Origin of the sequence: Sulfobacillus thermosulfidooxidans (assembly GCF_001280565.1) — a bacterium.
GTDB lineage: Bacteria > Bacillota > Sulfobacillia > Sulfobacillales > Sulfobacillaceae > Sulfobacillus > Sulfobacillus thermosulfidooxidans_A.
Genome location: NZ_LGRO01000001.1, coordinates 525,520 through 539,376 on the forward strand (window position 1 = coordinate 525,520; position 13,857 = coordinate 539,376).

Annotated in this window: 11 protein-coding genes; 7 read left to right on the plus strand and 4 right to left on the minus strand. The window is 50.7% G+C overall.

Features of this window, described 5'->3' with window-relative positions; all coding sequences use genetic code 11:
• Positions 1-48: 48 nt before the first annotated feature.
• The 4 genes from tnpC to AOA63_RS02735 all read left to right on the plus strand — a co-directional run bounded on the left by tnpC (position 49) and on the right by AOA63_RS02735 (position 4,352).
• Positions 49-1,629 (plus strand): IS66 family transposase, encoded by a 1,581-nt coding sequence (gene tnpC, locus AOA63_RS02720; protein ID WP_053958276.1) that lies wholly within the window; start codon positions 49-51, stop codon positions 1,627-1,629.
• A gap of 102 nt (positions 1,630-1,731) precedes the next feature.
• The gene (locus tag AOA63_RS02725; RefSeq protein ID WP_139061476.1) at positions 1,732-3,087 is read left to right on the plus strand and encodes an RHS repeat domain-containing protein; all 1,356 of its coding nucleotides are present in this window, start codon (positions 1,732-1,734) and stop codon (positions 3,085-3,087) included.
• Positions 3,088-3,095: 8 nt separating this feature from the next.
• Positions 3,096-3,854, plus strand: coding sequence for a hypothetical protein (locus tag AOA63_RS02730; protein ID WP_053958278.1), 759 nt, complete (start codon positions 3,096-3,098; stop codon positions 3,852-3,854).
• A gap of 219 nt (positions 3,855-4,073) precedes the next feature.
• Positions 4,074-4,352 carry an RRXRR domain-containing protein gene (locus AOA63_RS02735; RefSeq protein ID WP_053958279.1) on the plus strand — a complete coding sequence of 93 codons (279 nt, stop codon included), beginning with the start codon at positions 4,074-4,076 and terminating at the stop codon, positions 4,350-4,352.
• A gap of 343 nt (positions 4,353-4,695) precedes the next feature.
• On the opposite strand, the gene AOA63_RS02740 is transcribed toward AOA63_RS02735, so the two are convergent.
• A complete protein-coding gene (locus tag AOA63_RS02740; RefSeq protein ID WP_139061477.1) occupies positions 4,696-5,034 on the minus strand; it encodes a hypothetical protein in 339 nt (112 codons plus the stop codon).
• Between the two features lie 144 nt (positions 5,035-5,178).
• Here AOA63_RS02740 and AOA63_RS20530 point away from each other — a divergent pair, with 144 nt between their 5' ends.
• Positions 5,179-5,379: a M48 metallopeptidase family protein gene (locus AOA63_RS20530; RefSeq protein WP_431607692.1), complete on the plus strand. Its 201-nt coding sequence runs from the start codon at positions 5,179-5,181 to the stop codon at positions 5,377-5,379.
• Positions 5,380-5,970: 591 nt separating this feature from the next.
• Here the strand turns inward: AOA63_RS20530 and AOA63_RS02745 are convergent.
• Positions 5,971-6,972 (minus strand): hypothetical protein, encoded by a 1,002-nt coding sequence (locus tag AOA63_RS02745; RefSeq protein ID WP_053958281.1) that lies wholly within the window; start codon positions 6,970-6,972, stop codon positions 5,971-5,973.
• A gap of 1,013 nt (positions 6,973-7,985) precedes the next feature.
• On the opposite strand from AOA63_RS02745, the gene AOA63_RS02750 reads away from it, so the two are divergent.
• On the plus strand, positions 7,986-8,321 hold the full coding sequence (locus AOA63_RS02750) for a hypothetical protein (protein ID WP_053958282.1): 336 nt from the start codon (positions 7,986-7,988) through the stop codon (positions 8,319-8,321).
• A 105-nt stretch (positions 8,322-8,426) separates the two neighbouring features.
• Positions 8,427-9,401, plus strand: a complete 975-nt coding sequence (locus AOA63_RS02755; protein ID WP_053958283.1) for a HEPN domain-containing protein — start codon at positions 8,427-8,429, stop codon at positions 9,399-9,401.
• Between the two features lie 376 nt (positions 9,402-9,777).
• On the opposite strand, the gene AOA63_RS02760 is transcribed toward AOA63_RS02755, so the two are convergent.
• Positions 9,778-12,288 (minus strand): UvrD-helicase domain-containing protein, encoded by a 2,511-nt coding sequence (locus tag AOA63_RS02760; RefSeq protein WP_053958284.1) that lies wholly within the window; start codon positions 12,286-12,288, stop codon positions 9,778-9,780.
• 305 nt (positions 12,289-12,593) lie between these two features.
• Positions 12,594-13,046 carry a hypothetical protein gene (locus tag AOA63_RS02765; RefSeq protein WP_053958285.1) on the minus strand — a complete coding sequence of 151 codons (453 nt, stop codon included), beginning with the start codon at positions 13,044-13,046 and terminating at the stop codon, positions 12,594-12,596.
• Positions 13,047-13,857: the final 811 nt, after the last annotated feature.

The following is a 13,857-nucleotide window of genomic DNA, read 5'->3' on the forward strand; positions in this document are numbered from 1 at the left end:
TTTGATCCCATAAAGGAATTCGAGCCCTCGATGGCGAAATTATAAAGTATGACGGCTATTCCGGAACGATCATCCCGAGAATGGGCCACTCAAGTGGCCCATCTCGAACAACAAATACCAGTACGAACCGCTAAAGTGGAGTGGTACGAAAGCCAACTGCGCTTGGCGGTTCAACGTCGTTTCGCAGCCTCCGCCGAACGGTCCGATGTTCAGCCGTGGCAACTCTTTAACGAAGCGGAGGCGGAAGCCACCCAGCCGATCGGACCCGCGACCGAAACCCTTACGGATGAACGGAAGAAAAGGATGGCCGGCCAACGGGACGCGCAGCTAAAGCATTTGCCGGTTGAACGCCGCGTCTATAGATTACCCGATGCCGAGCAGTCCTGTGACAGCTGTCACGGTCCCCTCCACGTAATGAGCAGTGAGGTTCGACGCGAACTGGAAATCATTCCGGCTCAAGTCAAAGTGATTGAACACGAGCAACTGGTCTATAGTTGCCGGCAATGTGAGCGCGAGGCGCTCACGACCCCGATCAAGACGGCGCCGATGCCGCGACCCGTGTATCCCGGAAGTTTGGCCTCCCCCTCCTTGCTCGCCGAGGTGTTGCACCAAAAGTTCACCGAGAGTCTCCCCTTGTATCGCCAAGAACAAGAGTGGGCACGCCTTGGCGTGCCGTTGTCACGCCAAACCTTAGCGAACTGGGTCATCTATGCCGCGCATGAATGGTTCCAACCCTTGTATACGCAACTCCAGAGGGCGTTGTGGCGACGCGACATTCTGCAAGCGGATGAAACCACCGTGCAAGTCTTACACGAAGACGGCCGGGCCGCCCAGCAGAAATCGTATATGTGGCTCTATCGAACCGGAAGCGAAACGCCCGCGATTGTCTTGTATGACTATCAGCCTTCCCGCAGCGGAGATCATCCGAAAGCATTTTTAGCAGGATTTCGAGGATACCTCCAGGTGGATGGGTACAGCGGGTATCATGACATTCCCGATGTGGTGTTGGTGGGATGTTGGAGCCATGCCCGGCGCAAGTTCATGGAGGCGTTGAAATCCTTGCCTGCGGCCCAACGCGATGGACCCCATTTAGTCCGCGACGGCCTCGAATTTTGCAACCAATTGTTTGCGATTGAACGCGACCTGCGAAATGCTTCCCCGGAGGAACGCCAGCGCGCCCGACGGGCGCGGAGCCGACCCGTATTGGCCCGATTCCTGTGGTGGTTGCGCGCCCAGCGCCAGATTGTGCTGCCCAAAAGTGGGTTAGGGCAGGCCGTGTCCTATTGCCTGAACCAGTGGGATGCGTTAACGAATTTTCTTCGCGACGGGCGGTTAGCGATCGATAACAATCGCAGTGAGCGTAGCATTAAGCCCTTTGTAATTGGTCGCAAGAATTGGCAATTTGCCAACACCGCCCGCGGCGCTCGGGCGAGTGCCATCATCTACAGCATCGTGGAAACGGCCAAAGAAAATGGGTTGAATCCTCGTGCCTATTTGCAATATGTATTGGAACAGTTGCCCCAGCGTAATCTCAAAGACCCGACCATCTGGGATGATTTGTGGCCCTGGTCTCCGGCGTTGCCGGATTCGCTTAAAGCCCCTCGCCGCCATCCCGTTTCGGATCGATAAAATCCCCACCGCCAGGTGGGGATTTTGTGACGACGTGCACCTCCTCGCTCTTCGCGCCAGCACCACCACGGATATGGCGAATGAATGCGCTCCCGAGAGCCGATGGCTCTCGGAACCGCTCACGTGTTATCGACTCACGTCACAGCAGCCCCACCGCGGTCACTGAAAACGCTCTTGCATAAACTATTTCTCCGTCAAGGTGGGAATGGTTTGACGCTTACCCAAGACGGGCCAAAAAGGACAACACAGTACAAGTACAACGCCAATGGCGCTATTATCCAAGCAACGACGAGTTTGGGGAATGATGAGAGGCAAACAACCCAACTTCAGTACAATAGCGCGGGGGATCTTGTCAAAGTCGTCGCTTCCAAAAGACCTTCAACGGAGTTCACTTATAGCACCATGGGCAACCTTATTCGTGCGACTAGTGGTCGCTATACAACGACGTTTCAGTATAATGGACTGGGATGGCTGACCGGACAGAGTACCGGATCCGGTTCATCCAATTCATGGCAGTTGCTTCGGGTGCCCATGGGGACAGTTGTGCCGACGGTGTCGGCACAGAGCTCGTCGGGATTCGTGGATTATGCGTTGGGGGCGACTCGCTTAACCGCAACACAGAACCACAAGACCCTTGGTTGGACGAGCCTACCGGACGGTTCAGTATTGAGTACAGTGAATCCCGGAGGTGAGTTGGGACCCCTTCAGACGTATGACGCCTTTGGAATGTTCCAGACACCCACAGGTGCTCCGATACCGTTGACTTACGGCTATGGGGGATATAGTCAGTATAATGTGGGAGGAGCCGAGGGGATTGTTATTGACCACGTCGGGTCACGCTTCTATTTACCAGAATTGGGGCAATATCTCAGCCCTGATGGCCAATTTGTCAGCCCATCGTATAGTTATGCGGGAAACGCGCCTACTGTATTAACGGATCCCTCAGGGCACGAGGGCATACCGGGAGCCATTATTGGAGCGGGACTAGGACTGGCGAGTGGGCTCCTCACGGCCTTTGTCGTGCCTAACAATATGTCCATTGGTCAAAAGGTGGGCACTGTACTTGTGGATACTTTTGGCGGAGGGGTCAGTGGCGTTTTTGGAGGCGAGATCGGATCGGTCTCCCTCGACTTGGGTCAGGTGGGCAATATTTTAGCTTCCAGTGGCATCACATTTTCCACAAGCCTTGTTGGTCAATTAGCTGGGGGACAAGGATATTCGGTCAATTCTGTGGGTACTGACTTCATTTATAGTTTCGGTTTTGGCGGACTAAGTGGCTTCTTGGCTAAAGGTCTCACGCAACTCGGTGCCGAGCAGAATATGGCTAGCTATGCATCCAACATTTTTATCGGCCATTATTCTCTGGCTGCAGTTCCGTGGATGTTGCCAGTGTCGTCATGGCTCCATGATATGACCACGACAATTCCTACGATACTGGGATTCAAACAAGGAGGATAATATAACACATGAGCGATCCGGTTATTTCGGCAATTATTTGGGCCCTCATCATTGTGCTGTTGGCCACACCCGTTCTAAGGACTTTCCAGAAGACCTTTCACGAGGTTCGCGTACGGAGCCCGTGGCCCTTTGACGGCACCGGATCGCATTGGGGTATCGGACGCTGGATGACGGATTCTGTGTTTGGCGCCGCGGGCTTTCTTTTTATGATGGGGCTGTCTGGTCTATTTGTGCTTTACGGTCTCGGATTGCTTATCGTCGTCGTGATCGGGGCGCAGCAAGCGTTCGCCCGCGTTTGGGGAGAGAGCGTGGCTCAGACGGCACAGTTTGTATTTACGGTTGGTTTGGCACCTATCCTGGGTTTTATTTTTTCGATGATCGTTGTCATCGTCTGGAAACGGCGACGCCAGTGGGAAGAAGGTCTTTTAGAGGCGTGGATGATTCTGCCCTATCCCACCCGGCAAGCAAAACCAGGCATCTGGATTGGTCGGATCCGTCGACCTGGAGGCGATACGGTCACGGTGCTCAGTGAAATCACGGGTGTCCCGCCCGTGCCCGACAAAACCACCCGCTGGAGCCAGTGTTCGGAGCATTTTCCGGTGAACGTGCCCCAAACGGTGGATCCGCCCGTGCCCGTGCGGTGGTATTGGGCCCCGAGTTTGTCCCCCTTTGTGGTGCGGTGGGAGCGGCAGTTTACCGCGAAACAGCGTAACTATGTAGCACATGCCGTAAAGGTCAACGGTCCCCGGCCAGAAGACCGGATTTGAAAAAATTCTCCAAGCTCGCGTTGTCTAGCCTCGGCCGGCGAGATCTCAAGAGCGAGCGGTCTCCGTTGGGAAGGTCACGGAGTCGACGGGCGTAGCCCTAACCCGTAGTTGACGGCCGTCCGGAATTAAAAGCTCTGCGGGGACGCGGCGGTGTTTCGGACTCAGTAAGCCTTCCCAACATTGGCGAAGGCACAAACACTCCACAAGGAGGTAGACGTTGTGTTCGTCCACGTGGTGAATAAAGACGGTCGGCTTCTGATGCTGACCCATCCGCGCAAGGCCCGACTACTGCTCAACGCCGGGAAGATCAAGGTGATCCGGCGTATCCCGTTTACCATCCAGTTGCTATTCGGTTCGTTCGGCGATACCCAGCTCGCTTATGTCGGCCGAGATCCCGGCAAGACCTCCAGTGCCGAAGCAGTTTGCGGCGACGGTCAAGATAGCGCACCAGACAACATCCCAGTACGACTGTCGTGGGTAGCGAGTGATGTGTACTAACCGTAATCGCTAGACTTGGCATTGCCCTTTACTTCCCTTCTTGAAGGAATCCAGAGGGCAAACTCTCGCCTTTGCAAGTCGCTCAAGATTATGATATTTCAAACGAGTCGGTTGTAAGAGGAAACGAAAACACCTGCACAAACGATAAGTCTCCTCTTCCGCACGTGCTGGGTGAACGCCGTGGAATTTATCCCGAGAGTCACGACGGCACTGGCGTGGTCATCGCGTCCGTGAAACCCCATGCGGCCCACATGGCCGCCACCGACTGGGTATGAACCGCCGGGACAACGAGTGGATGGGTCTGGACATCCAGGGGCATGACAACCCATCCGCGCAGAGGATGTCACACCTCCGGCCCGGTGGCCCGAGCTAATAGACCACGGGTCGGCGTGGAGGGACGGGGCCTGCCCGGGCCCGGCGTTCGATGAGGCTGAGCACCCAAGCGGCCAGCCAGAGCATATAACCCAAGGCCTCCAACCGTTCCGGCTTGTGTCCCGAGAGCGCATCCCCAAAGACCGGATCTTTTTACAAAGCGAAAACGGTGTGCGATGACCGTCTGGCCTGTGGGTTCTTCGAGCATTTGATGGGCATCACAGGCAGTGGTTGGCAGATTGGTGATGACGACAAACGTCGCCGCCCGGTCCTGTGCCGCCTGCACGCGTTGCAAGCGCTGCGACGCCACGGCATAGCACACTTGGGACGCCCGATCGCTCCAGACGGTATCGTCCGCGTCGCGAGTGCAGGAAGCTCCCCACCTCCATGATTATGGCAATAGATTCCATCTCGTTGTCATCGTGAGCTTGCGATCAGACGATTTGTCTGGATATTGGGGGTTAAACCGCCAGAGTACAAGACGCGCCGGGGATTTTGTCACGCAGATGGACTGATCGCGCTGAATTGGCGTCTGGTGCAGGTTCCTCTCTCGGTGATAGATTATGTCATTGTTCACGAGTTGACGCATCGCAGTTATCCGCATCATTGTCGGGAATTTTGGGCGGCGGTCCGGAGCCTTCTGCCGCAGAAGTAGAGGTGGTGGGATCATGGGGCGGAGTTGGGGTGGTAATGGGACTATACGATTCAACCCTATGCATCCCCACAGTGTTTCGCATGTTCGTTTTCCACTCGCTGTATGTTTTTCGGAAGTTTTCAGTTAGGGGGATGCGACTTTCTTGGAGCGCTTTCCTTTCGTTTCCGTAGAGAGGGCGGGAAGAAACGTACATCGCTAAATTCTTTGATTCGATCCAAAAGGTCCGGATTTTTCCTTTGGCAGCCTTTCTGCCGTAGGATCTAAAGAATATTGATAATATGTTTGTGCAAAAACTGCTGCATTTTTTATCCACTCAGGAGTCGGTTTACAAATCATTGCGGCATTTAGGCGCCTAAGAGGTCCCATCACCGGGCAAGTTCATTGATGAGGAAAGATATTGTTCGATAGCAGGCGGCGTAGGAATTCATTTAGAATTGCGTTGTGGCTTTTTTCTTTTATCGGATTTTCGTCGAAATTCTGTCGCACCGACATTTGCTCCGTGTCCTACAATGGCTTCGATGAGACTTAAAAAGGGAGTCCCCCATGGGCTAATTACCACGACATGAACACTTGACGACAATGATCCCGGTGTCATGATGTCGCCACGGGCGAAGTCGGTGGTGTAGGATATTCCTTCCACAATTGCGGGAGGGACCGTAAAATGCCTGTGGTCATATAAAGCAACGATTCAGCGTCTGCCATTGTGAAGGTGCCTTGACTGTGTGCATGATGCTCGATGTTGGATAGTGACAGCAAGTCGTGTAACATGGTCAACACTATACAGAGTCGTTTATGCGGGGTCGATACAGGAATGATACCGTTGGGAGCGTTACATGGCTTCATTGTTGGAAGATCATCGGGTTGTAACGCCTTATTCAACGTTTGGAGCATGTCGTTACTCTTCCCGGAGGATGGAATAGGGAGGTTCCATATGTGAAGCCATGTGGTTAAAGTGTTCTCGATGATGGGGCGCAGCTGCTGGACGAGATCCGTCGGTTCAAAGTGCCATGTTCGGAACAACTTAACTGCTTGTTCAAATTGTTTGATGTTAGATGACCATGTTGCCCTGGCTAGTGGGTTATCAGAAGTCGAAGGCCGGGGGAGAGTGAGTGAAAGGGGTACCATGCGAGTCTCAGGATATCCAAGCTGTGGAAGAACTTGTGTTTGCCAATGTGTTTGGTCAAGTGTGATGGGGTGTGTTTTTGTACGTAGCAGAATGAGGTTTTCGGGATCAATGTCCTGAGATAGCCATACATCGAATGAGAGGATTATTTGAATCTGATGGGACAAGAACTCTACCATCGGTCGATTTAGTGGGAGAACACAATAGGAGTTTTTAAAATATTGCAAACCAGACGTAACTAAGGGAAACCCGTCATTATCCTGATACAGCGACACTGCGAGAGCGCGGACTTCTGATCCGTATTTGGGAATGATGCTATGATCCTGACGAGATTCCCGATAGAGCCTAGGCGATATGATAAGGGCCGGGGCCATACTACCGCCGTGTCCTTTGATTTCGCGAGGGGAGAGGCGGAAATAGTACCACTCTTCCTGATTTTCGGTCAATTGAAAGATCACTTCGTCATCCATAGGATCTCCTCTTTTTTAAAATTCACCCGCGCCAATGCCATCAACTTCCCTATCAATCGACACAACGTCCTGGACTCTACAACTTCGACGAACTGTAATTGCCTCCGAATAATCTTCTGCATTTCTCGTTGGACGTCGTTCTTGACTTACCACTCAAATGTCCCGCATCTTTTGCAGGTTTTCCACAATGGATTCCGCCAACGCGGTCATGGCCTCCGTCCATTGGCCCGATCGTCCAAGGGCTCCGCCAGCTGACGCCGAAATGCAGAAACGGTAGGAAACAGTCCGTTGCTTGGACTCCCTTGATCGATGCTTGGGCCTCATTCGTCAGGGGTGCCATCTGAGGTGGGATTCGACGTATTGGAGTGTCATAGTCATGAGCTTTGGAATCTCCTGCCATTCGATGAATTATTCGATTATATTGGAAATGATACAATATTTGGGAGGATTTGGGGAGAAGTGAAAGAGGTTCAGGAAGACGAAAATGGAACAACGAGGAGGCAATAGTGATGATCAACATTAAATTGGGATAGAGAGGTGACGACTTTACTAACACAGGGCGTGGAAATGATGGAGGAAAGAGCCGTGCCTGATGTAGACGATCTGCCAACGAAAGGGCGCAAATTACAGACATGTATCCCTCTTCATTGACATTCGGGAATCGTGTGACATTCGAATCGGTTTTTGATGGCTATCAAGAGCAAAATCATCCCGACTCTTGGGATCTACATTAAAAATTTTGGGTTGCTGTCACCACACAGATGACGAACGGTTGGATGGAATCCCTGGGCCATTCGCGTTTTTACCCAAGGCCGATACGACAAAGTGAGCCGGACAGCCATGGTTGTTTGAGCGATGGAGCACTGGGAACTGGAAGATTATCGGAAGAGCTTGAGGCCGCAACGTGTCGGACTCGACGAACACGAGGATTTGCTGTAAGACTAGGTGGCATTATCCACGTACTTCCCCGTTGTGGCGCTCTTGAATTGAACACGGTATGGAGGGGAGAGACAATGGTTGGAATAGCTCAGAAGCTGCGTGATGTGGCTGGCGACTTAGTTGGGACGGCTTTAACCTCAGACTTGCCTTTTACAGCTACACATATGTTACAAGATGACATCTGGGAACGTGACATTCATGGCGAAATGAAACGCACAATGTCTATAACACCCAAGCCAATAGAAATTCCAAACTGGGATTTTTGGTTGGGGGAAAAAGGCCAAGAAGAGTGGCGTCGACATCCCCTCGCCACCGAAATCACCAACATCATAGAACGAGATTTGCGTCTTCGCAAGTTGGTGGCTCAAAGGCCGCCAGCACCTCCAGGGCTAGGGTTGATGCCGCCTTAAGAACCGACGGTACCACGTCAAGACTGGGTGTATCGTCGGCTGGTCAAGCCCTTGTTATCTCGCGCACTATTTCCCCCTAGACCTCGGGGAGAGGTGGATGTCGCAATGGTGGTACAGCGTGTGGATGAAACGTTTACTATATGGCTCCAGACGGAGGGTTGTTTACCGTCTTATGTCCTTGCGCCACTTTGGGGTCTTCATTTACCGGCTGAGCTTCGCCTTCAACTGGACACCGAGACCCTCGTGCGTCCTGTTACTCGAGAAGATGTTGAAGCGCTATTTAATCCACTTCCGAGTTTTCCGGTAGTCTCAATCTTGGTTCCCCTTGTTCCCCGAAATGAGTTAGTGCACATTCAGCACGTAATCGAATACCGTCCCCGTAACTGCAGTGACCCTACTGTAGACAGCTGTGACCGTGGCATACAACGAGTACTAATGGCATTTCGATGCATTTTCGGCGCGAAGATTACAAGTTCGTGGTTAGCGGTAATGAGTGACGTGCCAGTGCCCATGGTGGCGGGAAGAGTGGTCCACCCTCCATATCGTGGGCCTTATGGAAACAGTGGAAACGCAATGTGGGACAATGAACAGGAAGCGGATCTTCATAGGATTTATTCTGCACTGGGCCATCTCGAGCGTGATTCCCGGCTGCGGATAGCATTGCGATGGTACAACAAAGCTGCCGATCAATCGGAAGTAAAAGATAGGCTTCTTAGTGCCTGGATCGGGTTGGAGGCGTTGTATGGTGGAGGAGACAAAGGTGAAATTGTTCATAAATTAAGTTTGCGTGCAGCTTTTTACCTATCTAAGTATGCGACGGGTTTTCCTAATGTGAACGAGACCTTCCAAACACTTAAAAACTTGTATGAGTTTCGTTCGTCTGTCGTGCATGGCGATACTCGTCAAAAAAGAAATCAATTAGGTGATGCGGCTGACAGGGCCATGGAAATCCTTCGGTTAACGTTACGAGCAGCACTAATTAAAAAAGAGCAATTTCCTCCTGCAGACAAATTGGCGAACAAATTGGACGAAGACATACGAAATGCCCTAACAAAGGTTAACGATCTCTTGAAAGATTAGGCCAGGCTTCTTCGTTTCAAGCGGTGTACGATCATTTCGAACGCGGTATCGATTACGCTGTTCGGTTTTCACGTTTTGGTGGCCTTTGGCATGAGACGTTGCGGGTCGGCCCCTATACTGACACTCAGAGCAGGTGCGCATGGCGAAGAAATGGAGTTCCGCTCCATAGAATTGGTAGTTAGTGTCAGACATAAAAGGGTTGTTCCTGCAGGGGTTGACCCTGGCTCAGGGTCGCAATTTTTCCTCAAAATCAAAGTGTTGACATATCTGATAACATCTTTCCTCTCAGCGAAAAAATAATTTTTTTATTCTCACCACGTGCGGAGGGTAAGTTAGTGAGGGCATTAACGACGACTCACTGCGAAAAGTGAGTACTTCAGTGTGACACTTTTGAACGCTTTTTCTTTCGTCCCTGCTCTTCCATCCAGTGCTTGAGACGCAGGAACGCACCGTCGGGTTTAGGATCGGCCACCCAGTACACCCCATATTTTGCTCTCGTCAAGGCTACATATCCCAGGCGGTACGTTTCGTCTCGCTGTGCTTCTGTATAATTTTGCGGATGATTACTCGCCTTATAGATAAAGTCTCGAAATGGGTACGATGGTGGAGGTGTAACATCATCCACCAGGAGGGAAAAATCGGCTTCTAACCCTTTAGCTCGATGAAAAGTATAGGCTTTCACGTCAACTTCACGGTCCAACTGTTTAGTCAATTGTACTCGAATTTGAGAGAGGCGCGTCTGAAATTTATCCAAGGAATTGTTTGTGCGAGCTAAGATGAGTACTTCGACGACGGTATTGGAAGACGTCAAAGGATGACCTGCTACCTGTTGATAATCAGCGATTATTCCGTTAACGAAATGGCTAAAACTTACTAATATTTGCTTCATGTGGTTCAAATCATATTGAGAGTCGAGCCGGACCGGATGCGTCGTAAGTTGTGGAGGTTCAGGAATAGCACTCTTTCCATGTTTATTGGTTTTATTCTTTACATCTTTTAGCAATATTTCTCCACTATCGATAATAATTTGACGACTACGAAAGTTCATGGTTAACTGAATTGTTTGCATCGTAGGGGCACGGAGATAGTTCGAATAATGAATGAGGAACTCTGGATCGCTGCCACGCCACCCATAAATACTTTGCCAATCATCGCCGACACAGAGGACGGTTGCAGATCCCGATTGACTTTTGATTACCGCTTGGATCCAATTCAACAATTCGGGTGAAATGTCCTGAAATTCATCGATTAGCAAATGGGTCAGAGCCGGACCACCAGGCTTTTCGTGATTCCGTAAATACGAAAAAACATCATGAAATCGCAACAATGGTTGGTTGGTGTTTTCCGCAGATACTTCTTGCAAAACTTCGCGGAATGCTCGCCAAAAGGGTATCAAGAGCCGAACTGTTAGGACAATGGGATCCGATAAGGAGATACCATCCAGAATCGAGCAATGATCCGACAATTGTTCCACTTCAAGCCCCATCGATTCCACGAATTGCCCCTCGGTATAAAGCCATTGGGGCAAGAACTGAGCACGTAACATTCCCGGCATTTGGACATCAAATGCGGCTTGTACCGCTGACGATCGTTGTGCCTTTCCGAGCCAATTGCGCAACCGCCGTTGTGCAGCCATAGTTAACCGTGGGATTGCGCCATCGAGCACTTCGAAATCTTCCTTTGGGCGTAAAATCTTGTGACGGTGTTGGGCTGCCTGAATATCTCTGGCAAAGAGGTGCTTGCGAATCCACTCATGGTGAGCAAACGGCCCGCGTTTTTCAGGAATACAGCGTTGCACATGCAAAAAGAGGTCTCCGATACGAAAAGCAGCCCACATTTGCATTTCCCCGCCATCTGGAGCACGCACCTTAAAAGGCGAGTTAGTTTCGTATTCCACATTCACATCGGGACTTTGAAGGAAGTTGGCGACCGCTGCTCGATACTTATCCGTATGGGTAAATCCCTGAGCATCATAGACGGGTGCAGAGGGCACTGCAGTCCATTGATAGGTTTCTGGAGATTGTTGCAATTCATGATAACGCGGTTCCAACTTCTCAATTTTTTCCCACTCCTGCGTGATTCGATCATCAGTGGGAGCATTCGCTGTTAGCAGGGCTAGCTCAGGAACTAAGGATTCCAGTACCAAAAAAGCGTCGCGATAGTCCTGATCTTTTTCCCATGCCCGAATATGAGCCTTATTCAAAATGTCTTGTTGTTCGGCTGTTTGCTGAGTGTCGGGTAATATCATCGGGTTAATGAAGATAGAAGCATCAGTTGAATTTTTTCCCAAAAACTCAAAAAACTGCGGTTGTACTCCAGTCAGATTATAATAAACTGCTTTTGCTGTACTGTGAAAGGTACTCACTACCTGCTTAATAGCGCCTGCTTGATTAGTTGAACGAGGGTGCTTAGCCTCCCAGCGACGATACAAGTTGAATAGCGTTTTTTGTAAATCCTCAGCCGAAGCCTTAGTAAACGAAAAAACCTTGATGGCTTCGGGTGGGACACCAAGTCCCTGATTTAGTAGCAAAATTCGCTGAGCTAAGGTTGTACTTTTGCCCGAGCCAGCCCCCGCGATTACGGCTGTCGAGGTTGCTTGTGAAAGCACCATGTTCCATTGCTCACGGGTCGGCTGGCGATCGGGAGGTAGTAATATACTCAATTCGTGCTTAAATGTCTCAAGATCATTAGTTGCATGTTCTGCTAACAACGTAGCATCTGCGAGAAGGGGTGCTTTCTTTCGTTGCAAAGAAGAAGGATTCTCTACATGACCAGTCTTCTGCGAAAACGAATCGTTCCATAAAGAATCTTCCTGTGCCTTTATCTTCGGCATAACCCGAATGAAAAAGTTTCGAATCATTGATGCCAATAATGGCCAAATGTTCATCTTGATATTTATTCCCCTTATTGATCTGTTCTCGCCGTGAGACGGTCATGAAAGCGCTACTTTCATTGTTCCTGAGTAGCATTCGGCATCTTAGCGCCAAATCCTGCAAAAGCTGACCGAATTCTTCATATCCTTCGTACACGTTCTGACGAGTCCAATCCTGTCAGGTTACGCAGAGAACAAATGAGAGGCTTTATTTCATTTGAACTCCGCAGTATTCGCTGATAGTCGTCACTCAGGCTTGGGTACCCGTCATGTGTCGTTAGCTGAAAACGAAACGGATATGGGGCGGTGAAAATTCTTAGTTAGGACGCGCCGCAAATGCGACGAATGTATCGCGCCCGGTTGAGAAACCAAAGTTGCCAAGTTACTTGCACCACGACCCCTAGGGCCATTGTCACCAGACCCCATACGGTTCCTGCAGGCACTTGGTGTTGGGTGAGCCAGCGGCTATTGATGATGACACCTAACCCGACTCCGGCACTCCATGGCAGATTCCGATAGATCCACCGTTCCAGACGTTGGGTGGCTTCCAAGACAGGATGCCGTGCGCAACGTAACGCATCAGCACTTCCCGTTCGTAGAAGCCTGCGAACCATCTCGGAAGAAGACGGCGGAATTGACGGTGATCCGAGTGTCACAAACCATGAATGGCCGGGAACTGAAGGCCAATGTTGTGCCACTGTGGCCCATATGAAAAAAACTAAGACACATGTCACATTAACAGTGATGGCAGATAAACCGATTAATGTGAGCACATACGCAATGGCCCCTGCAGTAATGAATCCAACAGAGACAATTCGTAGGTTATCGATGTAGTGGCCTATTTACAATCCCTCCTTGTATGCGTCACCGCCCAACCCAAGTGGGCTCAACTGCGACGATTTGATTAAAAAGACGCTGATACTGCGACCACGCTTAGCCCGCGACTCATGGAACGATCGACAACGCTGTTAGCGATGGGGACAGGTCGACACGTACTAATATGGTATTCACCCTCCTTTACCAAGAATTTCAGAGTCAATTGCGGCGTTGCGAATTCCTCCTCCTGTTTAATCTCTCGAAATATGCGAGACGAAGCGTGCGATACATCTCGTAGAGATGCTTTTATCGGAGGAGGGTGAGCAGAGTCCGAACCGCATCGCAAACCGTTGGGGTCGGAGCTGACTGATTGAACTGTGGCGCATAATGTCACCGAACAAGGGACGCCGAGGCCGACGCCATCATCTAAAATGTACCATAACATATGAATTAAAGCTTCGGTCTAAGCGAACTTGTGCCTGGGAACGAGAGCAAAGACAACGTTATCCGATGGCGAACTACCTATGTTGTCTATTGTTGTTCTTTGAGTCGGTTCGCATTGCTTCCCGATGAGTTTTGTTGTGCGCCCGATGCGCATTGAGGGAGTCCATCGTTGATGGTGTTGCCCGTATCAAAAACGACCGTTTATGACACTTAACAGGTCATAGGGTCCTTCGCGTCCCCAATGCATCGGAAAACCGTTGCAAAACCGAGTGTCATAACTCCTAGCGAACACCTTGGCATCCCTCATGCGTTTTGATACACTCG

Coding starts and splice junctions, on each gene's coding strand:
- AOA63_RS02725 (WP_139061476.1), top strand. CDS start 1,732: ATGGCTCTCGGAACCGCTCACGTGTTATCGACTCACGTCACAGCAGCC.
- AOA63_RS02750 (WP_053958282.1), top strand. CDS start 7,986: ATGGTTGGAATAGCTCAGAAGCTGCGTGATGTGGCTGGCGACTTAGTT.
- tnpC (WP_053958276.1), top strand. CDS start 49: ATGACGGCTATTCCGGAACGATCATCCCGAGAATGGGCCACTCAAGTG.
- AOA63_RS02745 (WP_053958281.1), bottom strand. CDS start 6,972: ATGGATGACGAAGTGATCTTTCAATTGACCGAAAATCAGGAAGAGTGG.
- AOA63_RS02755 (WP_053958283.1), top strand. CDS start 8,427: ATGGTGGTACAGCGTGTGGATGAAACGTTTACTATATGGCTCCAGACG.
- AOA63_RS02760 (WP_053958284.1), bottom strand. CDS start 12,288: ATGAACATTTGGCCATTATTGGCATCAATGATTCGAAACTTTTTCATT.
- AOA63_RS02730 (WP_053958278.1), top strand. CDS start 3,096: ATGAGCGATCCGGTTATTTCGGCAATTATTTGGGCCCTCATCATTGTG.